This window comes from Rossellomorea marisflavi (genome assembly GCF_001274775.1).
Taxonomy (GTDB): Bacteria; Bacillota; Bacilli; order Bacillales; family Bacillaceae_B; genus Rossellomorea; species Rossellomorea marisflavi.
This window is the reverse complement of the sequence record NZ_LGUE01000006.1, coordinates 1-23,683: the sequence shown is the minus strand read 5'-3', so window position 1 is coordinate 23,683 and position 23,683 is coordinate 1. Positions and strand designations below refer to the sequence as shown.

22 protein-coding genes, 2 tRNA genes and 1 rRNA gene are annotated in these 23,683 nt (G+C 41.8%); 7 read left to right on the top strand and 18 right to left on the bottom strand.

Going from position 1 to position 23,683, the window contains the following annotated elements:
* Nucleotides 1-572: 572 nt before the first annotated feature.
* Genes AF331_RS17880 through AF331_RS17870 form a run of 3 tightly spaced genes read right to left on the bottom strand, consistent with a single transcriptional unit; the run spans nucleotide 573 to nucleotide 4,355 of the window.
* Nucleotides 573-1,490 (bottom strand): tyrosine-type recombinase/integrase, encoded by a 918-nt coding sequence (locus AF331_RS17880; RefSeq protein ID WP_053429427.1) that lies wholly within the window; start codon nucleotides 1,488-1,490, stop codon nucleotides 573-575.
* Complete coding sequence (locus AF331_RS17875; RefSeq protein WP_053429426.1) at nucleotides 1,490-2,671, bottom strand: tyrosine-type recombinase/integrase; 1,182 nt, start codon at nucleotides 2,669-2,671, stop codon at nucleotides 1,490-1,492. The genes AF331_RS17880 and AF331_RS17875 overlap by 1 nt, the downstream gene beginning before the upstream one ends.
* A 1-nt stretch (nucleotide 2,672) precedes the next feature.
* A complete protein-coding gene (locus tag AF331_RS17870; RefSeq protein ID WP_053429425.1) occupies nucleotides 2,673-4,355 on the bottom strand; it encodes a tyrosine-type recombinase/integrase in 1,683 nt (560 codons plus the stop codon).
* A gap of 574 nt (nucleotides 4,356-4,929) precedes the next feature.
* Here AF331_RS17870 and AF331_RS17865 point away from each other — a divergent pair.
* The 3 genes from AF331_RS17865 to AF331_RS17855 all read left to right on the top strand — a co-directional run bounded on the left by AF331_RS17865 (nucleotide 4,930) and on the right by AF331_RS17855 (nucleotide 6,972).
* Nucleotides 4,930-5,157 (top strand): helix-turn-helix domain-containing protein, encoded by a 228-nt coding sequence (locus AF331_RS17865; RefSeq protein WP_053429424.1) that lies wholly within the window; start codon nucleotides 4,930-4,932, stop codon nucleotides 5,155-5,157.
* A gap of 245 nt (nucleotides 5,158-5,402) precedes the next feature.
* Nucleotides 5,403-5,630 carry a helix-turn-helix domain-containing protein gene (locus tag AF331_RS17860; protein WP_053429423.1) on the top strand — a complete coding sequence of 76 codons (228 nt, stop codon included), beginning with the start codon at nucleotides 5,403-5,405 and terminating at the stop codon, nucleotides 5,628-5,630.
* A 109-nt stretch (nucleotides 5,631-5,739) separates the two neighbouring features.
* Nucleotides 5,740-6,972: a site-specific integrase gene (locus AF331_RS17855; protein WP_053429422.1), complete on the top strand. Its 1,233-nt coding sequence runs from the start codon at nucleotides 5,740-5,742 to the stop codon at nucleotides 6,970-6,972.
* A gap of 146 nt (nucleotides 6,973-7,118) precedes the next feature.
* Here the strand turns inward: AF331_RS17855 and AF331_RS17850 are convergent, their stop codons facing one another.
* The 3 genes from AF331_RS17850 to AF331_RS17840 are packed head-to-tail and all read right to left on the bottom strand — an operon-like array spanning nucleotide 7,119 to nucleotide 11,242.
* Nucleotides 7,119-8,240, bottom strand: coding sequence for an AAA family ATPase (locus tag AF331_RS17850; protein WP_053429421.1), 1,122 nt, complete (start codon nucleotides 8,238-8,240; stop codon nucleotides 7,119-7,121).
* A complete protein-coding gene (locus AF331_RS17845; protein WP_053429420.1) occupies nucleotides 8,240-9,571 on the bottom strand; it encodes a hypothetical protein in 1,332 nt (443 codons plus the stop codon). Before AF331_RS17845 ends, AF331_RS17850 begins: the two co-directional genes overlap by 1 nt.
* 12 nt (nucleotides 9,572-9,583) lie before the next feature.
* Nucleotides 9,584-11,242, bottom strand: coding sequence for an AI-2E family transporter (locus AF331_RS17840; protein ID WP_053429419.1), 1,659 nt, complete (start codon nucleotides 11,240-11,242; stop codon nucleotides 9,584-9,586).
* A 409-nt stretch (nucleotides 11,243-11,651) separates the two neighbouring features.
* Here AF331_RS17840 and AF331_RS17835 point away from each other — a divergent pair, with 409 nt between their 5' ends.
* Nucleotides 11,652-12,863 (top strand): site-specific integrase, encoded by a 1,212-nt coding sequence (locus AF331_RS17835; RefSeq protein WP_053429418.1) that lies wholly within the window; start codon nucleotides 11,652-11,654, stop codon nucleotides 12,861-12,863.
* 82 nt (nucleotides 12,864-12,945) lie between these two features.
* On the opposite strand, the gene groL is transcribed toward AF331_RS17835, so the two are convergent.
* Together groL and groES are read right to left on the bottom strand one after the other, a co-directional pair.
* Entirely contained in the window at nucleotides 12,946-14,583 is a 1,638-nt protein-coding gene (gene groL / locus AF331_RS17830) for a chaperonin GroEL (protein ID WP_053429417.1), read from the bottom strand.
* A gap of 61 nt (nucleotides 14,584-14,644) precedes the next feature.
* A complete protein-coding gene (gene groES, locus AF331_RS17825) occupies nucleotides 14,645-14,932 on the bottom strand; it encodes a co-chaperone GroES (RefSeq protein WP_048007685.1) in 288 nt (95 codons plus the stop codon).
* Nucleotides 14,933-15,214: 282 nt separating this feature from the next.
* Between groES and AF331_RS17820 the strand changes: the two genes are divergently transcribed.
* Together AF331_RS17820 and AF331_RS17815 are read left to right on the top strand one after the other, a co-directional pair.
* Nucleotides 15,215-15,958: a CPBP family intramembrane glutamic endopeptidase gene (locus AF331_RS17820; protein WP_053429416.1), complete on the top strand. Its 744-nt coding sequence runs from the start codon at nucleotides 15,215-15,217 to the stop codon at nucleotides 15,956-15,958.
* Nucleotides 15,958-16,164 carry a YdiK family protein gene (locus tag AF331_RS17815; protein ID WP_053429415.1) on the top strand — a complete coding sequence of 69 codons (207 nt, stop codon included), beginning with the start codon at nucleotides 15,958-15,960 and terminating at the stop codon, nucleotides 16,162-16,164. Before AF331_RS17820 ends, AF331_RS17815 begins: the two co-directional genes overlap by 1 nt.
* A gap of 76 nt (nucleotides 16,165-16,240) precedes the next feature.
* On the opposite strand, the gene tatC is transcribed toward AF331_RS17815, so the two are convergent.
* From tatC to AF331_RS17800, 3 genes are read right to left on the bottom strand one after another with little or no spacing between them, the layout of a single operon-like run.
* Nucleotides 16,241-17,023 carry a twin-arginine translocase subunit TatC gene (gene tatC, locus AF331_RS17810; protein WP_053429414.1) on the bottom strand — a complete coding sequence of 261 codons (783 nt, stop codon included), beginning with the start codon at nucleotides 17,021-17,023 and terminating at the stop codon, nucleotides 16,241-16,243.
* Nucleotides 17,024-17,038: 15 nt separating this feature from the next.
* Nucleotides 17,039-17,209: a twin-arginine translocase TatA/TatE family subunit gene (locus AF331_RS17805; RefSeq protein WP_048007689.1), complete on the bottom strand. Its 171-nt coding sequence runs from the start codon at nucleotides 17,207-17,209 to the stop codon at nucleotides 17,039-17,041.
* A gap of 54 nt (nucleotides 17,210-17,263) precedes the next feature.
* On the bottom strand, nucleotides 17,264-17,941 hold the full coding sequence (locus tag AF331_RS17800; RefSeq protein WP_053429413.1) for a redox-sensing transcriptional repressor Rex: 678 nt from the start codon (nucleotides 17,939-17,941) through the stop codon (nucleotides 17,264-17,266).
* A 208-nt stretch (nucleotides 17,942-18,149) separates the two neighbouring features.
* On the opposite strand from AF331_RS17800, the gene AF331_RS17795 reads away from it, so the two are divergent.
* Nucleotides 18,150-20,081 carry an ABC-F family ATP-binding cassette domain-containing protein gene (locus AF331_RS17795; protein ID WP_053429412.1) on the top strand — a complete coding sequence of 644 codons (1,932 nt, stop codon included), beginning with the start codon at nucleotides 18,150-18,152 and terminating at the stop codon, nucleotides 20,079-20,081.
* Nucleotides 20,082-20,445: 364 nt separating this feature from the next.
* On the opposite strand, the gene tsaD is transcribed toward AF331_RS17795, so the two are convergent.
* From tsaD to rrf, 7 genes are all read right to left on the bottom strand, one after another.
* Nucleotides 20,446-21,462, bottom strand: a complete 1,017-nt coding sequence (gene tsaD, locus AF331_RS17790; protein WP_053429411.1) for a tRNA (adenosine(37)-N6)-threonylcarbamoyltransferase complex transferase subunit TsaD — start codon at nucleotides 21,460-21,462, stop codon at nucleotides 20,446-20,448.
* On the bottom strand, nucleotides 21,459-21,881 hold the full coding sequence (rimI, locus tag AF331_RS17785; protein WP_235576433.1) for a ribosomal protein S18-alanine N-acetyltransferase: 423 nt from the start codon (nucleotides 21,879-21,881) through the stop codon (nucleotides 21,459-21,461). Before rimI ends, tsaD begins: the two co-directional genes overlap by 4 nt.
* A gap of 27 nt (nucleotides 21,882-21,908) precedes the next feature.
* Complete coding sequence (gene tsaB, locus AF331_RS17780) at nucleotides 21,909-22,610, bottom strand: tRNA (adenosine(37)-N6)-threonylcarbamoyltransferase complex dimerization subunit type 1 TsaB (protein WP_053429409.1); 702 nt, start codon at nucleotides 22,608-22,610, stop codon at nucleotides 21,909-21,911.
* Nucleotides 22,607-23,062 carry a tRNA (adenosine(37)-N6)-threonylcarbamoyltransferase complex ATPase subunit type 1 TsaE gene (gene tsaE / locus AF331_RS17775; protein ID WP_053429408.1) on the bottom strand — a complete coding sequence of 152 codons (456 nt, stop codon included), beginning with the start codon at nucleotides 23,060-23,062 and terminating at the stop codon, nucleotides 22,607-22,609. Before tsaE ends, tsaB begins: the two co-directional genes overlap by 4 nt.
* A gap of 241 nt (nucleotides 23,063-23,303) precedes the next feature.
* A tRNA-Asp gene (locus AF331_RS17770) sits at nucleotides 23,304-23,380 on the bottom strand.
* Nucleotides 23,381-23,480: 100 nt separating this feature from the next.
* Nucleotides 23,481-23,554, bottom strand: a tRNA-Met gene (locus AF331_RS17765).
* 53 nt (nucleotides 23,555-23,607) lie between these two features.
* Nucleotides 23,608-23,683 (bottom strand): 5S ribosomal RNA (gene rrf, locus AF331_RS23240); the annotation flags it as partial.

The following is a 23,683-nucleotide window of genomic DNA, read 5'->3' as shown; positions in this document are numbered from 1 at the left end:
TTCACATTAACTTTAAGTCCTAATTTCGTTTAACATTATGATTGGTTCTGACATACAGGAAACTTCTATAGTTTTACATGAATCACACCTTTCAATAATTGTCTTAGGCAAATTTGCAAATAAAAAAGGGCAGACGGATAGTGAGATCACTAATCCATCGCCCTGGTCCTTCCAGCCACAATGCATTTACATAAGGCAAATATATTGAATTACCTTAATTATATTTGAAGGTATTACTACGTACCATTGTAAGCGATAAAAAATTTTTTCATTATTTATTAATTATGAATATCGCTCACGAAGCCCTAAGACTGTGATCTAAAATACTTGTCCAGTTAAGTGATACTACCGTAAACTCTACAACCTATTCAGGATTAATTAGTCTTTCTATCTGAATCGTTGTTGTACCAAATTGATTACTCCTCTAGCATGTATTACTAGCAGCAATACTCAACGGTTTCAATCGAGTATTTGAATTATTGTTCATTTTCTCATCCCTTTTTTGTTTTTAAGTTACTCCTTCTCAACAACTAACCCATTGTTTGGGGGTTCCATTCCAATTGGCATTTAAACTAATCAAGGTATCCGTTTAATTCAACATGAATGGGTAAGTAACCGAGCGTTGTCTTTAATTTCTTATGTCGAAGTTGTCTTTGAATAGACTTATAATCGTTTCCCTCTTTATACAATAGATAGGCCATTGTTGCTCTTAGATCATGGTTGGTTACTTTCCGGGTTATTTTTGCCTTCTTTCTAAGTTTCTCCAAAAACTTATTAAGATCTGCCGGAGTAAAAGGCTTGTTTTTTATAAAAAACAACTCCTTATCTTTTTCCTTTGACCAGGCTATAAAATAGGGATGATTCACATATTCCCTAAGCTTCTTTTGGAGGGCAGGTGTCATTCGAACCGTACCAATTATCGTTTTACGCCCATTATCAATGACAATGATATTGTGTTCGAAGTCTATTTGCGAAACAGTAAGTTTGCATAATTCCTTTGCTCTTAATCCACAAGTCGTTTGCAGCAAAAGGATCAAATAGTATTGTTGAAAAAAAGGATCAAGATCGTAAGCTGCCTTTAACAGTTTTAAACACTCTTCTTCACTTAATGCTCTGTTTCGAAACGATTCGTAGTAGAATGGATTTTTAAAATGTCTCAGTGGATTATATTCCATCAAGTCATAATCCACCAATAAGTCCATAAAGCTTTTTACCACGGTAAAACCATGTTTCGCTTGTGATTTTGTTCTGTTCTCGTGAAGATACTCAATAAACCCATCCATAAAATCCAGATCAACCGGGGCATACTGATCATGAATCTTGCTGTAATAAAACTTGTCAAAATCAAGCTCCCCCTTCCATCCTGCTAAAACTAAATAGTCCTCAAAGACCTTTAAATGGCTAATATACATTTGAACCGTTTTGGGCTTTAATGTATTTAGTTCCTTCCACTTCTGAAAGTAAATAGACGAAAAGAGAATTCCCTCCACTAGATATCAACTCCCATGTGTTTTAATTGATCTGTTTCCAGCTGTGCAAAAGGATGTTTATCCATCGCTTTTTGGTACTGCTCATCAAATAAATTTAAATAAACTTCTGTAGAACCAATAGATTTGTGCCCCAAGAGTTCCTTGACAATATAAATATTCATCCCGCTCTCGAGGGCATAGATAGCAAAGGAGTGTCGGAAGGAATGGGTCGAATAGTTCACTTTCACCTCTTCTCCACGATCACTGTCCCATACTTTATTCTGAACCACGTTATCCTCAATAGCTGTATCAATCAATCCCCTGACCATCCTTTGAATGGCCCGATTAGACAGGGAGACCCGTCCATTGTCATCTGAAAAAACGTAAAGACGTTGGTAGTCTGTCTCACTTAAAACATTCTTTAAGTGAGAGTAAGTGAAATTGACATAGTATTTTATTGCCTTGATGGCTCCTTTTGTCATGAACCGTTTCACTTTTGCTCGTTCTTTACGTCCTTTCGCTTTGACTTTTATCCAACCTTTTTCAAAATTGACATCACCAATTTGAAAATGTAATTCGTCCACTCGAATCCCTGTTCCCACCAGCGTCCAAAGTATCGTATAGTTTCGAAGGGCACATCGTGTTAAGCGGGACAAATTGAGTAAATAATCAATTTGTTCCGCCGTAAAGGCTCGTGGGGGTTGTGGATCTGGGTCATTCAGTTGTAGTGCCCTTTTATTTAATTGATTGATTTTTTTCTCGCTTAGCAGATCTCTTGCTACTGAATCGATAAAGGTCCTCAGAAATGCCGCCTTTTTTCTTCGAGTCGACTCCGCTATATCTGGCCGTTGGATATATTCCTCTAACTTTTCAGGAGTTAATACCTCTTTTAACAAAACATCCGTTGATATATCCTCATCGATATTGACCCTAAAGTACTTACAAAAACTTCTCATTTCACTTTTATAGGATGACTGGGAGGAAGGGGAAACACTTTGGTAGGTTGAAAATTCATCCTCTAAAAAGTGCTGCGCTGCTTCCAACAACGTTATCTCTTTAATTTCAGGGTTCTTTTCTTCCGTTAAAAGAACACCTATGGAGCCAAGTTCTTTTTCCACCTGAACCTGCCCGTATTTTTTTAAAAGTGTTTGTACTTCATCCTTGATGGTGAATTGAGGATGGTCCTCTTTTTCTAGTGCCATGTTATTTCGCCTCCCACGGAAAAGAAATATGTTGTGCTTTCTCTCCAACTTCGCCTTCCGTTCGATGGATATATAGGGAAGTCGTGGATAGGTCGGCGTGGCGAGCCAAACGTTTAAGCACTTTAGGTGTTACGTCTTTCTCGGTTAAATGCGTGATATAAACATGGCGCAACTGATGGGGACCACTCGCCTCTTTCCAGTCTGCAATCAAGGTAAATATTCGGTACTTTAAAGACAAGATGGCTCTTAGTGGTTGTTCCTTCATTCCAAACACTAACCCGTTCTCATGTTTTTCTATTTCCTTTAAGAGATCCATAAGCGGTGAAGGGAGGGGTAAGGAGTGTACCTTTCCTCCCTTTGCTGTAAACTTTACGTCCTTAAGGCTCCAGTTGATGTTTTCCCATTGTAATTTCGCCAGTTCACATGATCGAAATCCAAGATAGATCATAAACCCAAATGCCAGTTTATCTAGTTGTGGTGTGTCGGAATATTGTTCGATGGCGGTAAAAAACTTTTCTATTTCCGCATCCGTTGGCATGTAACGAGATTGATAGTCATCCCCCTCGATATTCCGGATACCCCTTGTAATATCATTTTTAATAAACCTCATATGATAGAGGGTTTTAAAGAAGGTTTTGATATTTTTAAAATGTTTCATGGAACCATTTTCTGCAAACCGGCCACTTTGAATCCCCTTGATGAGATAGTTTTTATACGTCTTTAAGTGTTCTTGTGTAAACAAGGTAAAGGGAACTTTATCGATTGGATAAGAACTAAAGTCATTTAGAACATTGCAGGACCATCGTAAATAACGATGCAGTTCATATCGAAACTTTTCTAACCGGTCTGGTTTCGTTCCCTGTCTCTTTTTGTAAGTCAGAAACGATTGCACGGCCGGCGGTAGCACCACCTCTTTACGTTCTTTGGGTGTATACGTTAAAGACGATTCTGTAAAGGGATTCATTTGTTTGTAAAACAAAGCAAAGTTTTGGTAATAAAACTTACTTGTGATTATCTCTTCATAGAGTTCTTGATTTAAAAAGTCTTCTCGTACAAGTTCAAATGGTTTTTTCCGTGTTGCCTTACTGACCAATGACTCGAATTCGGTAAATCGTAAAATGAGTATATACACCGATTTATAATTGAGCCGTTTCGACCGCTTTACTAAAAACTGTCGAATCGGTTTGGACTCTAGTTCACTGATCATATTGTCTATGAACCACTGCTTTAACCCTTCCTCTCCTAAAGGAATCACGTTCTTTTGATGGGAGGTTTTAAATAAGCTTTCCATAATGGAGATCAACTCTTCCTTTGAAAATTTATCTCCATTATGCTCAAGCCATTTTGATTTTAAACCTAGTTCCTGCGATGTTTTAGTCAGATAACTCCCGGACCATGCAGTTATAGCCTTTTCCTCAGTTCCAGAAAAATACTTATTCAAAAAGCCTTCTACAGTGCTTATTCCGTCAAATTCCGAAATGGTCTCTCCTTCTCTCTCGACTGGTTGTTTCTCTTCCTTATCGATACCTTCCTGTTCAAAGTCATTTGAAGAAGCACCACAAAGTTCATTTTTGGAAACAGCCAAGTCAACTTCTGAAAAATGCCCGTCTATGCTTTTCTGTTGATCCGCTTCATCCAAAGTAAAATCAAATAAAGATAATTGAAGTGACTCTCGGTATTGCATAATAAAATCCTCCTTAAAGACTTTTTTAAAAACGAAAACCGCAAATCATTTTCTCGGAAGCATATAGCAACAAAAAAAGCACTGTCCTTATATCTGAAGAGGATACACGTATGGTGTATTTCTGCAGATATAGAGACAGTGCTTCTGCTCTAGATCTATTTAAAATAGACTATTAAATTATATGGCAACGAGTTCAATTAATTTTTTATGAATTGCTTATATTTAAAATCTATTACAACAACAGTAGCTATGTAGCTATGTAAACTATAAGTGAAGAGTATCCCTACATACTAATTAATGATAAATTTTCTTTCACTTAGATTTATATCTATTGGAAAATATTAACATCGCAATTCAGTACTTGACAGTTCATTATATTCCACTCTATGATATGTAACATAATAATATTTAATAAAATCAATTGGGTAAACCCCACAGATTGGATCACAGGAAGGACCTGTATTCGAAGTATAAGATTACTTCTAAAAGTATGTAATCTTTTATCTTGGATGCAGTCTGCCTTTCTTTCCAAATCTGTGGGGTTTTCTTTTTTGATTGAACAGGAGGTAAGAAATTGAAAAAAGCAGAAACACATATACCGTGGGAATCTCTACCGGATACTTTGACAGCAAAACACATATGCAAAATTCCAGGAATTTCCATAAGAAGAGTATATGAGTTATTTGAAATTCATTTTGATTATGGTGGAATTCCTACATTTCAAATTGGAGCATCAATAAGGGTAGACAAAAAGGAGTTTAAACAATGGCATGAAGGGAGAAAAGATAACAACTCAAAATAAAAAGGAAATAACATAAAAAAGTTTTGTTCTTATGTTCGCCATTCTAAAATAAATAAGTTAACATCTAAAGCAGAAAGAATAAAATGAACTGGGTTAAGTTAAACCCCACAGATTGGAATGAGGAAGCACCCATCCAATCCAAGAAATAAGTTGGTTACTTTAAACCACCTTGTTGTCTTGGTAGGAGTGTGCCTCCTTTTCACATCTGTGGGATTTTTCTTTCGACCTAACAGGAGGAATTTATTATGAAGGAAACAAACACACACACATCTTGGGAATCGCTACCGGATACTTTGACAGCACAACAGATTTCAGAGTTCCTTGGAATATCTAGAAAAACAGTTTACGAGTTATTAAAAGTGCATGTTGAACATGGTGGAATTCCCAACTATGAAATTGGAATTTCAAAAAGAGTGGAAAAAGCTGATTTCATGCAGTGGATTAAGCAATTGAAAGAGAAGAAACAAGCATAGTGACTAATGTAAATAAATGAAATAGGGAAAGTCCTCAGCAAGAAATTTTATGGCGACTTTTCCTTCCTTTCATCATTCTAAATCAATTTAAAGGCGAGGTTATTACTATATGAAAGGTCATTATAAAAGAAGAAATTGTGAGTGCGATGACCCTAAAAAATGTTCTTGTGGAAAGTCATGGACATACTGGGTAGACATTGGGCCCGACCCGAAAACTGGGAAAAGAAGATTAAAAACTAAGGGAAGTTTTAAAACAAAGAAAGAAGCGGTAGATGCTGTAGCCGCGTTAATCACTGATGTGAAACAAGGTACTTATATCAACGAATCTAATATTTTATTTAAGGATTTTGCTAAGCAATGGTTGCCCATGTATATTGAACGAACTTGTCCTAAACCTGGAACAATTCGACTTCGAAAATATGGCATAAATAAATTACTCCCTTATCTTGCTCACATAAAGCTTAAAAACATTTCAGAGGAAATGTTCCAAGATGCTTTAGATGATTTAAAAGCAAATAATTTGTCCAAAAGTACACTGGAGGGCATCTTAGCAACAGGTAAAATGATATTTGATATGGCCCTCCATAAGAAACTGATAAGAGAAGATCCGGCAAAAAAGGCTTATATCAAAAAGGATCCTAAAGTAATTAAAGAAACAGATGAGGATGATCAGAAGAATTCAGATGAGGAACTTCCAAATTACTTTGAAAAAGAAGAACTCAAAATCTTTTTAGATGCAGCAAAGAAAAATGGGCTGTTTATGGATGAACTAATTTTCACTCTGTTAGCCTACACTGGTATGCGGGTAGGTGAATTAGTAGTACTTAAGTGGAAAGATATTGATTTCAATAAGCGAACGGTCCGTATTAACAAAACGTACTATAATGAATATAACAATATTGCTAAGTACGAATTGGTACAGCCTAAGACAGAGAAATCTAAACGTAAAATTATGGTATCAAGTCTTGTGATTGAAATGCTAAAAAAGCATAAAGAAGAACAAGAGAGAATCATTGCTAAATTAGGAGGTTCATACGATAATAAGAGATTCATTTTTACAAATGTTGAATGCTATCAAGGTCTCCCTATCTTAACAAAGTTAGTGGAAAATAGAATGAAAAGGTTACTTAAATTAGCCAATTTAAATACCAAACTTTCCCCTCACAGCATGCGTCATACACACACTTCACTACTTGCAGCAGCTGGAGTAAAATTAGAAGACATTAAAGATCGCTTAGGTCATTTTGATGATGAAGTAACCAGGAAGATATATCTTCATATTACAGACCCTGTGAAAAGAGAAGCATCTGATAAATTTGATAACTTCATGAAAAGCGAATAGTGATTAATTATGGTGAAAGCAAAATTTCACATTTTGCTTTCACATATATAAGTTTGTTGAAATACCCAACTTCTATACTATCTTCATCAGCGAAGTAATAATAGCTTCTGTATCCTTCATAAAATGTTCCTATCTTGATTGTTGATTTATTGCTCTACCGAAACAAGTTTACCATCTTGAGGAACATCTTCTTTAGTAATTAACATCAACGATTCTTTGGTAATATGGCCTGTCAATTTGGAAAGCCTCTTCGACTGATTAACCGTTATATCGTCAAACAAATTCCGAACAAGACGACCATTTGAAAAGTGATCGTCCTTTTCATTTAATTTCGTTTGCAACAATTCACGAACTTTTTTAATAGCTTGGTCTTCGGCAACATAGTCATTTTGAATACATGTGTAACTGAATATTCGAACGAGCTCATCGAGTGAATAATCATTAAATGAAATAAAAGTATTGAATCTTGACTTTAATCCTGGGTTGGATTCAAAGAACTGGTCCATCAAATCTGTATATCCAGCTACGATTACTACGAGGTCATTTCTATAATCTTCTAGGGCTTTTGTTAGCTCAGTAAGACTTTCTCTCCCATAACTATCACTATGATCATTCTCAGTTAGACTATACGCTTCATCAATAAATAGAACTCCACCTTTAGCACGATTAATTAACCTTTTTACCTTGATTGCTGTTTGTCCTTGGTACTCAGCAATTAAATCAGTCCTACTTGCTTCAACAAATTGTCCTTTACTTAATAATCCGATAGCTTTATACATCCTCCCAACAATACGAGCCACTGTCGTTTTCGCTGTGCCGGGATTACCCAGGAATGCTATATGCATGGTTTTGTTTGACTTCTTCAATCCATTTTTCACTCTTAATTGTTGGATTTGATTAAAGTCGATTAAGTCACGGACTTGTTGCTTTACATCTTCCAGCCCAACCAGTTCGTCTAGTTGGTTAAGTAGTGCATCTAGCGACATATTTGAAGACTCTTTTAAGTCTTGGATAAGACCATCAACCTTTGATGCTCCAAGATATTTATATAATGTTTCAATAACTTTTTCTTGCTTTTGCTCCATACTGGCTAAAGATTGGTTCTTCGTTAGGATACCTAGTTTTTTAATGAACTCTAAAGTAGCTTTATCCATTTGCTCATCCGTTATTTCTTGTACTAATTTCCCCAATTCAGATGCTTGTCCTAAAGCAACATCTAACTGCTTCGCTTCTTTCATCAGCTGGCGTTTGTAATGCTCTGAAATCATCATAGCACCCCGCTTAGTATTAAAAGCACTAAAGCACATGTTATCGCAATACTAGCAAATGAAAAAACTTTAGTAGTTTTCAACCCTTTTGATAAGTTTATTGTCAACTGATTAAGCGCTGTAATTTCATCTTTTGCCTTTAACAATTCGGATTCAAAATACGAAGACACTTTTTCTGCTTGTTGCTCAATTCCAATGTTGAGTTCCTTTATAGCATTTTCAAGATCTGTCTTATTTTTACTGACTTTGTTAGTTGTTAAATCGAGTTTTGCATCTATCTCTGAATGAATTCGAAAGATTTTTTCAGAAAAAGTCTGGATATCGTCCTGAAATAATTGTTGTAAATCACCAAATTTCTCTCCCTGTCTAGCAACTTCTTTATTTAGAATTTCGATATTTTTCTTGTTTATACTGACTCCGTTAGTTGTTAAATCGAGTTTTGCATCTATCTCTGAATGGTTTCGAACGATTTTTTCAGATAGAGTCTGGATATCGTCCTGAAATAATTGTTGCAAATCACCGAATTTCTTTCCCTGTTTAGCAACTTCTTTATTTAGGGTTTCGATATCTGTCTTGTTTTCTGTATTAATTGTTTCGATTTTAGATATATTATTATTTTGATGTGATACCAGTTGATTTACTGTTTGAAATTGCTTAAGTTGGCTTTTTTTTAGTTGATTCAGATGATCTTGAAAATCTGACTGCAAAGTTAACAATGATTTTGTTTCAACAGTCAAATCATTTACTGTCTGATCTTGTGCTTCAATCTTTGCTTCGATTGAAGTAACATTCTCTTGCATGGTTGAATAGATATTAAAGATTGCATCCACATCTGTTAAGTGTTCTATTCTCTCCATCTTTTCTTTAAAACTTTGCAGTACCTGAATTACCTTTTTCTGTTGATTGATCATTTGTTTGATATCGTTTTGATTAACCTCAACGCCTTCTATTCCCTTTAATGCTTTTGCATTAGCTTCTTCAGCTGCTTTCAATGAGACTAAGATTCCCTGGATGTATTCTTTATCTAATGCAGAAAACGTATCGTAGATGGTATTAAACTCTTGAATCGTCCTAACCAGAACTTTATTCTGCTCAATCATTTTATCTTGGATACTTTCAGTGAGCCTGTTTAAGTCACTACCCGTCACATCATAATTAAACCACCCAAATAAGCCTCCCGTAACAGGTACACTAGGTAATTCTGCTTCTTTAGGAAGTTTCCTACTGAATGCTTTTAACTCATTTTTCTTTCTATTGAAACCATCACCTCTGGTAGACACCATAGCCTGACCATTAGTTGAGGATTCCTCTTTCGTTATTACCTTTGTCATCTCTCATCACCTTTAAAGTAAGCCTTCTAAATCTTTTTGCATTTGAAGTAATTCACTCTGATTTTTAGTAATAGTGTTCTTGTTTTTAGAACCACTAGCATGATTATCATCAAATATCTTATTAAGAGATTGTTGCATTATATCCTTTGCCAAGGCGTGATTCTCTGAGATTTTGCTCATAGCATTTTCTTTCAATGCTACTACACGATCTTCAGCTACGGTAAGTTGTACTTGTTGAAGATTCATAATCCCATTTTTCTTACCGATAATTTGTTGGTCCTTTTCTTCTTTTATCTTTTTGGCGATAAACTTATCGATAAGATTTAGCATGATGGCACCAACTAAGCCAGATACTAAACTTGATAAAAATAAGCCAATCATATTAGCAAGAGTGCCAATTAGAGGTATCTCAATTTGCATTCCAGGAATTGTTAATAAGAATTTTTCAAAAACCTCTCCTAAGAAAATCGCACTGCCGCCAACTAATCCAACAGTTATTATTTTTCCGATCTGTGCTACCTTTACAGTAAAAGGCTTGCTCTTATTCTTCTTATCTCGAAGGTAATTGACTGCATCCCTAACAGAAGATATTCCTTGCTTAATTAAACTTGCCAACTTCTTAAAAAGACTTACAATTGGTCCCAATATTTCAGATACAATTGTACCAATTAATGTTGATGCTCCCTTCTGAACAAAACTAATAATTTTGGTAAAGAACGATTTCATCGAATCACGCATTTCAGATAAGAATCCATTAAATGACTTAGATTTCGCCTTTAAAAAACGGATTAGGCCGTTCATGATTTCTTTCAACAACGTAAAGAGTGCTGAGATAGCCATTGTCTTCAAGGCATCTTTTCCGGCTTTTTTTCCAACTTCTTTTGCAGCATTAACTCGAATATCCTTATTAATTGCCTTTCTGGCTTCTTTATCCGCTTGCATCATAAGATCATCATCAGCAGCAAGCTTATTATTCAAATATCTGTCGTTTTTTTCCTTTATCAAACGTTTATCGACATCTGACATATTGGATTCATCAACCTTTTTATTAGCTTTTCCGTTTTCCTCAATAAGTAATTTTTCCCTAGCCTCACGGGTTTTTACATATTCTTTATTACTCTTTTCCTTTTTACTTTTGTTTAAATTCTCATTTGTAGGTTTTAGATTTTCTTCTTTATTAGCAAGTCCAGATACATCTAAATTAGCTTGCTTTCTTCTTTGATTTTCAAATAATTCTTTCCTACTTACTACATGGTCTAAATTAGCCTTTTCATTAGGCCTTAAGTCTCTCCCTGTGTATTCGTCCTTTAGTATTCCAGCTTTTTGTTGCTCCTTCATTGCCTTATTGGCATCTTTGTATCGTTTGTCTATCATAACCGAGTCAGCAATATCCTTGTACTGCTCAGGATATTCTCTATCATATTTTTGGATCAACGTTTCATTTGTCATGTCGAGTCCAATTTGATTCCCAAACTGTTTCCAAACTTCATCCAAGACTACTTTACCTAAAGAATCAGGATTAGAAATGGTTGCTCTATCTTTTTCCACTAGCTCTAAATCAGAAAAGCTTTCTTCCAACTGTTTTGATAAGACACCTTCCATAACTTCAAAATCAAATTCAGCTTCAATATTATAGATTTCCATACTTTGATTTGCATTCTTATTAGCCATAAGATCAATCAGTCCTTTTAAATAAGTTCAATAAGAATTTTGGTAACAATACTCTTTCTTGAGTATTAATCCTAAATTTTAAACTAAGAAAAAAAGTATTTTCACTGTAGTTTGCTTGTTATAAATACCTGGTCTTTAGTTCAAGTGAAAAACTCACACTGTCTGAAATATTTATATTAAAATCATAACAGAATACATCGGATTGTTGTTCATATTTACTACAATTATGGAAAAAAATTGTTGGCAAATGTGTCGTCAACTAGGCAAAAACTCTCACCCTTATTAGTCATTTCCTCCAATATTAAATCTCTCCTTACAATGTATCGAATAAAGAAAATGAATTTCTGGGATTACAGTTGGTAATAATGTATTTTTAGCAATAAAATAATTTCAGAAAGTGAGGATGCCTATGAAAGGACATTTTTATAGAAGGAACTGCACATGCAAAAAGAAAAAATGCACTTGCGGTGCAAAATGGGCATATGTCGTTGATGTCGGAATAAACCCAATCACCGGAAAACGGAAACAGAAGTCTAAAAGTGGTTTTCTGACCCAACAAGAAGCTGAAGCGGCAGCTAATACTCTCATTTACGAGTTAAATCAAGGGACATATTTAGAGGAAACAGACAAAACTTTCAGCGACTTTGCTAAAGAGTGGCTGCCTATCTACAGTGAATCAAAGGAGGTTAAGCCAGGTACTATTCGTGTTCGACTTCATGAAATTGGGAGGTTATTACCCTACTTTGCTCAGTTAAAATTGAAGGACATCACCAGAAAGATGTACCAAGATGCTCTCAACGATTTAAAAGCTCAAGGGTTAGCTGATAGCACAAGGGAAGGGATTAATCGAACTGGGAGGATGATTTTTCGAAAGGCATTAGAATTAGAGCTATTAAAGAAGGATCCTACAGAATTCGCTTACGTAAAAAAAGACAAAAAGACGATTGAACAATTAGAAGAAGAGGAAGTTCCAAATTACTTAGAAAAAGAAGAGCTTGCCTTGTTTTTAGAGACAGTAAAACAGCATGGTCTCGAACATGATTACTTGGTGTTTTTAATACTCGCCTATACAGGAATTCGAGTTGGAGAACTAATTGCTCTTAAGTGGAAAGATATTGACTTCAAAAACCATACAATCAGTATTACTAAGACATATTATAATCCAAATAATAATACGGTTGAGTATCAATTAGTCCCACCGAAAACCCGAAAGTCTAGACGGAAAATTGTTGTCGATGAAGAAGTGATTGACGCTTTGAAGGAACATAAAAAGGCTCAAGATGAGGTAATTGAACTATTAGGTGAAGCTTACAATAACCAAGATTTTATCTTTGCCAAAATGCAACGACAATGCGGCTATCCAATCGTGATTAAAAATGTTCGAGATCGAATGAAAAGCCTGCTAAGAATAGCCGGCCTAAACGAAGATTTAACTCCGCACAGTTTAAGACACACTCATACATCCCTTCTTGCGGAAGCTCGTGTATCACTCGAGCAAATCATGGATCGTCTTGGTCATACTGACGATCAAATCACAAAAAATGTGTATCTCCACGTAACGGAAGAAATGAAAAAAGAAGCCTCTCAAAAGTTCAGCGAACTTATGAGAAGCCTCCGTTAATATCCTCAATGTTAGCAAAATGTTAGCAAACCACTCTCACCTTACCAACAAATCCTTTTATATCAAGGGTTGAGGGGGCAACTTACATCATGCCGCCCATTCCACCCATACCGCCCATTCCAGACATATCCGGCATACCGCCGCCGCCTTCTTCTGGGATGTCCGCTACGACTGCTTCTGTAGTCAAGAACATAGCTGCTACAGATGCTGCGTTTTGGAGGGCAGAACGTGTTACTTTGGTTGGGTCGACGATTCCTTGTTCGATCATGTTGACCCATTCGCCTGTTGCGGCGTTGAACCCTACGCCCACTTCTTCTTTCTTGAGGCGTTCCACGATGATGGAGCCTTCAAGGCCGGCGTTGTGTGCGATTTGACGGATTGGTTCTTCAAGTGCGCGAAGGACGATGTTGATTCCAGTGGCTACATCGCTGTCTGCTTCGATGGAAGCGACTTTGTTGTAGACGTTCACTAGAGCCGTACCACCACCGGATACGATTCCTTCTTCGACTGCCGCACGTGTAGAGTTCAATGCGTCTTCGATGCGTAGTTTGCGCTCTTTGAGCTCGGTTTCAGTAGCAGCTCCGACTTTCACGACGGCTACTCCACCAGCAAGCTTCGCTAGGCGTTCTTGTAGTTTTTCTTTATCGAATTCAGAAGTAGATTCTTCTAATTGAGCACGGATTTGGTTTACGCGGGCTGCGATTTTTTCTGGATCTCCAGAACCTTCGACAACCGTTGTGTTTTCTTTTGTGACAACGACTTTCGCTGCACGGCCGAGCTGTGTGATGTTGGCAGATTTCAGGTCAAGACCAAGGTCTTCTGTGATCACTTCTCCACCAGTCAATACGGCAAGGTCTTCAAGCATTGCTTTACGACGGTCACCGAATCCAGGTGCTTTGACAGCCACTGCATTGAATGTACCGCGAAGTTTGTTCACAACAAGTGTTGCAAGGGCTTCGCCTTCAACATCTTCCGCTACCATCAATAGTGGTTTGCCTTGTTGTACGACTTGCTCAAGGACAGGAAGGACTTCCTGGATGTTGCCGATCTTTTTATCCGTGATCAGGATGTACGGATTATCAAGGACCGCTTCCATTTTGTCTGAGTCTGTCACCATGTATGGAGATGCATATCCACGGTCGAACTGCATACCTTCCACAACGTCAAGCTCAGTCGTGAATCCTTTAGATTCTTCGATGGTGATGACACCGTCGTTGCCTACGCGCTCCATGGCTTCAGCAATCAATTGGCCGACTTCTTCGTCCGCTGCAGAGATCGCTGCAACCTGTGCGATGGATTCTTTGCCTTCGATTGGTTTAGAGATGGCTTTCAGCTCTTCGACAGCCCCTTGTACAGCCTTCTCGATCCCTTTACGAACGCCGACAGGGTTTGCTCCTGCTGTAACGTTTTTAAGACCTTCACGGATCATCGCTTGCGCTAGGACCGTTGCAGTCGTCGTACCGTCACCGGCGATTTCGTTTGTTTTGCTTGCGACTTCCGCTACAAGCTTCGCACCCATGTTTTCGAATGCATCTTCAAGCTCGATTTCTTTCGCAATGGTTACACCATCATTGGTGATGAGTGGAGAACCGAATTTCTTCTCAAGTACAACATTGCGACCTTTTGGTCCAAGTGTTACTTTTACTGCGTTTGCTAATTGGTCTACCCCGCGAAGCATGGAACGGCGTGCTTCTTCGCTGAATTTAATTTCTTTAGCCATTTCAAACGTCCTCCTTTAATATCAGTTCATGGTTGGTGCGTATATGTGTTGATTCGATTAATTATTCGCCTACGATGGCAAGGATATCGTTGTCACGAAGGATGAGATATTCTGTGCCTTGGTATTTCACTTCTGTACCAGAGTATTTACTGAAGATGATTCGATCGCCTACAGACACTTCAAGAGCGACGCGCTCACCGTTGTCAAGAACGCGACCTGTACCTACAGCGACAATCTTACCTTCTTGCGGTTTTTCCTTAGCAGAATCCGGGAGTACGATACCGCTTGCTGTCTTTTCTTCTGTTTCGACTAGCTCGATTACGACGCGATCACCTAGTGGTTTTAACAAGTGAAACAACCTCCTTGAAAATATGTAGATTGGTTTTTAGCACTCGCTCACTATGAGTGCTAACACAGTTATTATATTAAATAATTCGTTTTCATTTTGCAAGAGTCCTGCTTAAAAATTTTTTCGTCATTTTCCCCCTTTTTTCACACCTCACTATCCTATGTGGCGATTCCCGGCAATATTCCCATGACCGTGAGATTTGAACAGTTCCGCATTTATTAGTAGAATTGTACAAGGGTCTGTCCTGTCAGGCCTAAGGCTTGCTTAAAAGGAGATAAAACGTTGAATAAACATTATGGATACATTTTGATCGCCTATATTGTCATGCAGCTCGCCGGTGCGGTTGGACCGCTCCTGTTTTATAAGGCCGGCACTGAAGTGTTTGGACAGACTAGAGAATACATGCAGCAGGTGGCCGTCGGTTCCTGGCTGATCTTCAGCTTTGCCGCGACCTTGATCATCGTCCTGCTCATCCTGAGAAAAAGCTCACCATCGAAACTTAAGCTCGAGCGTTCTGCCCCTGCAGGCGCCGGGATCTCCATCGTCTGGGCCGTTGTCGGGATCTTCATGGCGTTCTTCGCACAAGCCATCGCCATCCAGATCGAGACCCTCCTCGGCATCCAGGCCGGTTCTGAAAACACGCAGAACATCATGGGCATCGTGGACAATGTCCCCCTTGCCATGATCGTCGTCGCCATCATCGGGCCGATCCTGGAGGAAATCGTGTTCAGGAAGATCATTTTTGGGGCACTCTATCAGCGAATGAACTTTTTCTTCGCCGCATTGATCAGCTCCGTGATCTTCGCCCTTGCCCACTTCGAGCCGGTACATGTGATCCTGTACTCTGCCATGGGCTTCACGTTTGCCTTCCTATATGTACGAACGAAACGGATCCTCGTGCCGATCTGCGCCCATGTGGCCATGAATACGATGGTGGTCATCATGCAGACCGTCTACCGGGATGAAATTGAAAAGATCATGAATGAAGCTGAAAAAATACAAGGATTTATTGGAGGTTTCCTATAATGAGACGATCACCCCTCTTCTCCGGCGTGATTTACATTCTTCTTGGGGTGCTGTTCACCTATTTTGCCATCCACACAGTCCAGGATACAGGCTGGGGATTCTTCACTTATCTGCTGATCTTCCTCGCCACACTGGACTTCGGTTCGGGTATACGCATGGTCCTGCTCCACTTCAGGATCAAGCAACAGCTCAACCAGAAGAAATAAGCCGCTTAAAACAAAAACCGGATCCATCCGACTTCGTTTCCATGAAGATCGGGTGGTTCCGGTTTTTTTGGCTGTATCAGCCTTTGCGTTGATTGAGTTCTTCTTGCACGCGTTCGATTTCCATCTGCTGCTCTGCCTGGAGATACTTCTTATATCCGATCCGTGAGATCCCTATGCTGATCTCATAGAGAAGAAGGAGCGGGAGGGTCACCATCATATGGGAGACGATGTCCGGAGGCGTGATGAAGGCGGCAATCACCAATAGCACGAAGTAAGCCGCTTTCCTCGCCTTCGCCATCATCATCGGTGTGATGATCCCGAGCCTCGTCAGAAACAGCATCACCACAGGCAGCTGGAACAGCAGGCCGAATGGGATCGTAATCTGGAAGAGGAATTGGAAGTACTCGTTGATCCCGATCACCTGCTGGATATCGAGATCGCCTGATAGCCGCATCATGAACGACACAACATACGGGAACAGGATGAAATAGGAGAATGCCAGTCCACCGAGGAACAAGAGGACCGATACCGGTATGTAGCTCAGGGTCACCTTCCGCTCCTTGTCATAAAGACCAGGCGACACGAAGGACCACACCTGATAAAGGATGACGGGTGACGTCATGATGACCGCGATGAACATGATCATCTCCATGTAGATCTTCAGGGGATCCGTCACGCGGAAGGCATTCATCGTCATTTCTTTCGCTTCGTCCGCATGCTGCAGATACTTGATGAGCGGTTCGGCAAGGAAGAAGCTTGCCACAACGGCTAACAAGAAGAAAACGACTACAAACATGAGTCGTTTCTGCAATTCTCCTATATGCTCAAAGACTGTCATATCCTTTTGGGTTTGACTCATGGCGTTCATCCTACTTTACTTGGCACTTTTGTTCTTATCGTCTTCATCATCCGCTAAGCCTTTAGTTGCGTTCTTGAATTCACGTAGTGTATTGCCGGCTGCTTTCCCAAGCTCCGGTAATTTTTTCGGGCCGAAAATCAAAAGGGCCACCACTGCAATCAGCACCATACTTCCAGGACCTACCATAATGAGACACCTCCCCTTATATGCTTCTATCATAACGCAAATGGTCAGAATTTTCTATTCCGTTACGATTCCATCTTGTGACATTTCCGTGTCTTCCCCTGAGTAATGCTTGAGGAAATAGACGAGTGACTGAAGTTCCACTGCCAGATCGATATGATGGACCCTGATATGATCAGGAACCGTCAGGCGTGCAGGTGTGAAGTTCAGGATCCCCTTGATCTTCGAAGACACAAGGCGATCTGTGATATTTTGAGCAGATGAGGCCGGCACGGTCAGGATCGCGACTTCGATATCCATCCCCTTCAGCTTCTCCTCCAGCTCATCCATATGGTGGACGGGCACATCGCTGATTTCCGTCCCCACCTTCGATTCATCCACCTCGAAGGCCATTTCGATCTTTGTATTGTTATTCTTTATGAAATTGTAATGAAGAAAAGCCGTTCCGAGATTCCCCACGCCGATCAATACGACCTTCGTTAGTTCATCCTGGTCAAGCGTTTCCCTGAAAAAGGATAAGAGATAATTCACATTATACCCATAGCCCTTCTTCCCTAACGCCCCAAAATAGGAGAAATCCCTCCGGATGGTCGCGGAATCCACTTTCACGGCTTCGCTTAACTCCTTCGACGATACCCGCTGCTTACCGGAAGCATATAGATTCTTGATGAAGCGGTAGTATAGCGGAAGGCGTTTGGCCGTTGCCTGTGGAATTTTCGTTGTTTCCTGATTCATCTTTTGTATTCCCCCACATCTTATAAACCCTCTTCCTTTTGGTCTGTCAGCGCTTCCAAAAAGAAGGTATATCTTTTATCTATTTTCCATCATACACTCTATTCTATCCTATTTGTATCCAGATTAATAGTCATAGTTCCTCCCCTTTTATTGCCGTCCACATGGGAAATACGGTACACTAGCACTAATGAAACAGAGGTGAACCGACATGATTCTATTGCAAGTGAATCAGCTGACCAAAAATTTTGGTGCAGATAATATATTGACCAATATCAAATTGGAGATCCAAACCAGGGATCGGGTCGCCCTCGTCGGCCGTAATGGTGCCGGCAAATCGACCCTCTTGAAGATCATCGCCGGCCAGTTGTCCCATGACTCCGGTGAGATCACGAAGCCCAAGGGTGTGAGCATCGGCTACCTGGCCCAGAACACCGGCCTTGAGTCGGAGCTTTCCATATGGGACGAGATGCTGACCGTATTCGAACACCTCCTTCAACAGGAAAAGCAGCTTAGAAGGTTGGAAGCGGAGATGGCGGACCCGTCCGTCTATGAAGATGAAGATCGCTATCAGCGGGTACTGAAGGAATACGACGAGCTTCAAGTCACCTTCAAGGAGTCCGGTGGCTATCAGTATGAAGCCGATATCCGCTCCGTCCTCCACGGGTTGAATTTCGCTTCCTTCGACCATGGGACGAAGATTTCCACCCTTTCCGGCGGACAGAAGACCCGTCTCGCCCTTGCGAAGCTCCTCCTGACCAAGCCCGACATCCTGATCCTTGATGAACCGACGAACCATCTGGACATCGAGACGCTTTCCTGGCTGGAAGGATATCTTCAAGGATATCCGGGTGCCGTGCTCATCGTTTCCCATGACCGCTACTTCCTGGATAACGTCGTCAACCAGGTGTATGAGATCTCCCGGAACCGGAGCAAGAAGTTCGTGGGGAACTATAGCAAGTACCTCGAGCAAAAGGCACTGGATTATGAGAAGGACCTTAAGCTCTATGAGCGCCAGCAGCAGGAGGTAGCAAAGCTCGAGGACTTCATCCAGCGCAACATCGCCCGTGCCTCCACCACAAAGATGGCTCAGAGCAGGCGGAAAAAACTTGAGCGCATGGATCTCATGGACAGGCCCCAGGGTGACGAAAAATCGGCGTCCTTCGCCTTCCAGATCGATCGTCCGAGTGGGAATGACGTCCTTCACGTCAATGATCTCACCATCGGGTACGAGGACGGGGAAGCCATCGCCTCCCATATCGACTTCTCCATCAAGAAAGGGGACAGCATCGCCCTTGTCGGACCGAACGGGATCGGGAAGTCCACGCTCCTCAAGACCCTGGTCAACAAACTGCAGTCATTGAGCGGGGATTTCAAATTCGGATCCAATGTATCCATCTCCTACTATGATCAGCAGCAAGCGGATCTTTCATCCAACAAGACGGTCCTCAATGAACTATGGGATGAATACCCGATGAGGAACGAAAAAGAGATCAGGACGGTCCTCGGGAACTTCCTGTTCACGGGTGAAGACGTCCTGAAGCCCGTCAACACCCTGAGCGGAGGGGAAAAGGCCCGCCTCGCCCTCTCCAAGATGATGATGGAAAAGGGCAACGTCCTCATCCTCGATGAGCCGACGAACCATCTCGACCTGGACAGCAAAGAGGTGCTCGAGAACGCCCTGATCGACTACCCGGGCACGATCCTGTTCGTATCCCATGACCGCTACTTCATCAATCGCATCGCCACCAAGGTGATTGAGCTATCCACAGGCGGATCCACTGAATACCTCGGGGATTACGATTACTATCTCCATAAACTCGAGGAGCAGGAAGAGCTCGCCGCCCTGGAACAGACCAATGCAGAACCGGTCAAGGCTACACAGCAGAAGCAGTCGCACAAGATCGATAAAGAAGCCAAGAAGCTTGAGCGTCAACGAAAACGGCGAATCGAAGAGATCGAAGAGAAGATGACCGTACTGGAAGGTTCCATAGAAGAAAAGGAAACCCTCCTGTGCGATCCGGATATCTTCCAAGATCACGAACGGGTTCAGACCCTGAATGATGAACTGACCCTTGCGAAAGAAGAATTGGATGTCCTTTTAGAAGAATGGACAGAGCTTGAGGAATTAGTGGAAGAGTAAGACGGAAGCGGTTCAAGGTTGAAAAGACCTTGAACCGCTTCTTTGGTTAGTGGGACGGTAAAAACGGGTAAACAAAAGGAAGAACTTCTTTCAGAAAAAACCCTCCACTATTCATCCACATGATTATCCACATTTCCACCCTCGTCATTTCTATATCCACAAACCTTTTCCACATTATCCACAATTATCGGTTGTTTTATCCACATTATCCACATTCCAAATTCTACATATCCACATCTGTTTTTCACAAGCCATTCACATCTTACGCACTACTTATCCCCAAATTATCCACAGACTGTTGATAAAACGTACGTTCCCAATAAAAAAAACTCGAACGGACGATTCCATTCGAGGTGTAATCTTATTAAAACTGTTCCAGATCCAATCCGGGATTTGCATTCATATCCAGTCCGCCACGCTTCCCTTGTTCAAACAGGATGGTTCCTGCAGCGGCAATCATGGCCGCATTATCCGTACACAGGGACAGGGGCGGGATGATAAGCTCACATGCATGGCTGTCAAACATGCTCTCCAAGGTCTCGCGCAGCCCCTTGTTGGCCGCGACTCCACCTGCCAGAAGAAGTTGTCCCACACCGTATTCTTCCACAGCCTTTTTGGCCTTCGTCACGAGTACATCGATGACGCTTGCCTGGAAGCTTGCGGCGAGATCCTCCGGCTTGATCTCATTCCCCTTCTGCTTTGCATTATGGAGGGTATTGATCACGGACGACTTCAATCCGCTGAAGCTGAAGTCATAGGATCCTTCCTCGAGCCACGCCCTTGGAAGATCAATGACCGGCTCCCCTTCATGGGCCAGGCGGTCGATATGGGGCCCACCGGGGTACGGAAGCCCGAGCGTACGGGCTACTTTATCATACGCCTCCCCGGCTGCATCATCACGCGTCTCCCCGATCACTTCAAATTCCCCGTGACCCTTCATGAGGACAAGCTCCGTATGCCCTCCTGATACAACCAAGGAGAGGAGGGGGAACGTCATTTCATGAATGAGGCGGTTGGCATAGATATGCCCGGCAATATGATGGACACCGACCAACGGTTTGTTATGGGCGAATGCAAGTGCCTTAGCTGCATTGACCCCGATCAGAAGTGCGCCTACCAGACCCGGTCCTTCCGTCACTGCGATGCAATCGACGTCTTCCATTGTCATCTCTGCCTGATCGAGGGCTTCCTGGAGGACAAACGTCACCTGCTCCACATGATGCCGTGACGCAATCTCCGGGACGACGCCGCCGAAACGCTTATGGCTTTCGATCTGTGATGAGACGACATTGCTGACGATCTCCGTTCCATTTTTCACAATGGACACGGCCGTTTCATCACAGCTGGTTTCTATTCCTAATACAAATATATCTTTCATCATAAATTCACCCACATTACTAAAGCATCCTCTTGATTATCAGAATAATATCGTTTCCGGATCCCGCCGTTCTGGAATCCGAGCTTTCTATATAAGCTTTGTGCCGGTACATTGCTCACCCTGGCCTCGAGGGTCATGACCCTTGCCCCCGACTCTATGGCCATCTCCATGATCTTGCGCATGAGAAGCTCCCCGTACCCCTTCCCTCGGTGGGAAGGAAGGACGGCCACATTCGTGATATGTGCTTCATCCACGACCATCCATACGCCACAGTAGCCTGCAATCCTACCTTCATCTTCAATGACGATATACATGGACAGATGATTCTCTTCCATTTCACTTATGAAGGATTCCCGACTCCATGGAACGGTGAAGGATTGTTCTTCGATTTCCATGACGGCATCCACGTCATCGACTGTCATAAATCGTATCTCCATTATGCACAAGTCCTATTCTTCGTTAGATTTCTGGGCTTCAAGCCATTTCACTTCGGCTTCCGCCATCCGGATATAGTTCGGCAGCACCTCATGGGCCGTCGATTCTTCCATGCCCATTCCGATATAGGCAAGCTCCGACGGCCTCGGGTTATGGCTCACGAACGGTGCGAGCACCGCCTTTTCACCAAGGGCTTCCTGTATCGCTTCTGCATGGATACCGGTGTCATTCCCGACGAACAGGATCTCTCCCTCATAGTTCTTGAGTTCCTCCACCCAATCCGTCAGCATGACATTCCGGTCCTCGAGGACATTTTCCAGCTTCCCATCCCGGAAACGGTACAGACCCGTGTAAACCTGTCCACGCCTCGCATCGAAGATCGGGGAAAGATACCCGTTGAAGTAGCGTCCCGATGAAGCAAGCACAGCCAGGCTTGATACAGGCACGAGGGGAATATCAAGAGACCAGGCAAGCGTCTTCGCCAGCGTGACCCCGATCCTGACGCCCGTATAAGAGCCGGGTCCGTTCGCCACGACGATCTTCGTCAACTCCTTGACGTCGGTATCGCAGTCCTTCAAAAGCTGCTCCACGGCAGGCATCGCCTTCAGGGAATGATTCCGTTTCACATTGGTCATATATTCACCGATCACCTTATTCTCATCGATCAGTGCGACCCCCAACGGGAAGTTTGATGTATCTATCGCTAAAATCTTCATGCCATTATCTCCTCACAAAGCTTGCGGTACCGATCTCCCACCGGCTCCAGCACAATTCTTCTTTCCGTATCACCGGTACGATAAATGCCGATGGCCAATCGGTCTCCCGGCAGCTGATCTTCTATCAGATGAGCCCATTCCACGACCGTGACCCCTTCACCTTCAAAATACTCGTCAAAGCCAAGGTCCTCAAACGAATCATCCAATCGATACACATCCATATGATAAAGGGGCAAGTCCCCTTTATATTCCTTGATGATCGTGAAGGTAGGGCTGTTGACCGTCCGCTTGATCCCAAGACCAAGGGCCAACCCCTTCGTAAACGTCGTCTTCCCGGCCCCAAGATCCCCCTCAAGGGTCAGGACATCCCCGGGAGCCAACAGACCCGCAAGCCTCTTCGCAAAGACACCCGTTTCATCAGGATTGCTGCTGATATATTCAAACTGACTCATAATGATCTCCTTACCATCTGTATAAGTATAAAAAAACCCTAGGATCTGCAATACCTAAGGGATATCTTCTATATGTAGTGTACCCTTTTTGGGCGCATCGAGTAAAGCCAACGCGCCGAGTTCCCTCATATTTCTACCTGGTTATCCCGAAAAAATACAAAAACCGCAGCTATGCAACTGCGGTCTACTTAGAAGGATTCAAAATAAAAAAACGAATCTGCATTCGTTTTAAAAAACAAAATGGCGGTCCGGACGGGACTCGAACCCGCGACCTCCTGCGTGACAGGCAGGCATTCTAACCAACTGAACTACCGGACCAACTTTTTTTCGCGTTAGCGAAAATAAAGAACATTAGCTTTGCGATAGCAAACAAGCTATCAGTGTCACTACATCCCGATCCTCACGAATCAAAATGGTATTGCGGGGACAGGATTTGAACCTGCGACCTTCGGGTTATGAGCCCGACGAGCTACCGAACTGCTCCACCCCGCGACGATAATAATGAGTATATGCAGCCTACTTAAAGGTTATGCATAAAAATAACTGCCTGGCGACGTCCTACTCTCACAGGGGGAGATCCCCCAACTACCATCGGCGCTGAAGAGCTTAACTTCCGTGTTC

What these genes read in the sequence shown, in the direction of transcription:
- AF331_RS17875 (WP_053429426.1), bottom strand. Translation starts at nt 2,671, where the DNA reads ATGGCACTAGAAAAAGAGGACCATCCTCAATTCACCATCAAGGATGAA.
- AF331_RS17870 (WP_053429425.1), bottom strand. Translation starts at nt 4,355, where the DNA reads ATGCAATACCGAGAGTCACTTCAATTATCTTTATTTGATTTTACTTTG.
- AF331_RS17860 (WP_053429423.1), top strand. Translation starts at nt 5,403, where the DNA reads ATGAAGGAAACAAACACACACACATCTTGGGAATCGCTACCGGATACT.
- AF331_RS17855 (WP_053429422.1), top strand. Translation starts at nt 5,740, where the DNA reads ATGAAAGGTCATTATAAAAGAAGAAATTGTGAGTGCGATGACCCTAAA.
- AF331_RS17850 (WP_053429421.1), bottom strand. Translation starts at nt 8,240, where the DNA reads ATGATTTCAGAGCATTACAAACGCCAGCTGATGAAAGAAGCGAAGCAG.
- AF331_RS17845 (WP_053429420.1), bottom strand. Translation starts at nt 9,571, where the DNA reads ATGACAAAGGTAATAACGAAAGAGGAATCCTCAACTAATGGTCAGGCT.
- AF331_RS17840 (WP_053429419.1), bottom strand. Translation starts at nt 11,242, where the DNA reads ATGGCTAATAAGAATGCAAATCAAAGTATGGAAATCTATAATATTGAA.
- AF331_RS17835 (WP_053429418.1), top strand. Translation starts at nt 11,652, where the DNA reads ATGAAAGGACATTTTTATAGAAGGAACTGCACATGCAAAAAGAAAAAA.
- groL (WP_053429417.1), bottom strand. Translation starts at nt 14,583, where the DNA reads ATGGCTAAAGAAATTAAATTCAGCGAAGAAGCACGCCGTTCCATGCTT.
- AF331_RS17815 (WP_053429415.1), top strand. Translation starts at nt 15,958, where the DNA reads ATGAGACGATCACCCCTCTTCTCCGGCGTGATTTACATTCTTCTTGGG.
- tatC (WP_053429414.1), bottom strand. Translation starts at nt 17,023, where the DNA reads ATGAGTCAAACCCAAAAGGATATGACAGTCTTTGAGCATATAGGAGAA.
- AF331_RS17805 (WP_048007689.1), bottom strand. Translation starts at nt 17,209, where the DNA reads ATGGTAGGTCCTGGAAGTATGGTGCTGATTGCAGTGGTGGCCCTTTTG.
- AF331_RS17800 (WP_053429413.1), bottom strand. Translation starts at nt 17,941, where the DNA reads ATGAATCAGGAAACAACGAAAATTCCACAGGCAACGGCCAAACGCCTT.
- AF331_RS17795 (WP_053429412.1), top strand. Translation starts at nt 18,150, where the DNA reads ATGATTCTATTGCAAGTGAATCAGCTGACCAAAAATTTTGGTGCAGAT.
- tsaD (WP_053429411.1), bottom strand. Translation starts at nt 21,462, where the DNA reads ATGATGAAAGATATATTTGTATTAGGAATAGAAACCAGCTGTGATGAA.
- rimI (WP_235576433.1), bottom strand. Translation starts at nt 21,881, where the DNA reads ATGACAGTCGATGACGTGGATGCCGTCATGGAAATCGAAGAACAATCC.
- tsaB (WP_053429409.1), bottom strand. Translation starts at nt 22,610, where the DNA reads ATGAAGATTTTAGCGATAGATACATCAAACTTCCCGTTGGGGGTCGCA.
- tsaE (WP_053429408.1), bottom strand. Translation starts at nt 23,062, where the DNA reads ATGAGTCAGTTTGAATATATCAGCAGCAATCCTGATGAAACGGGTGTC.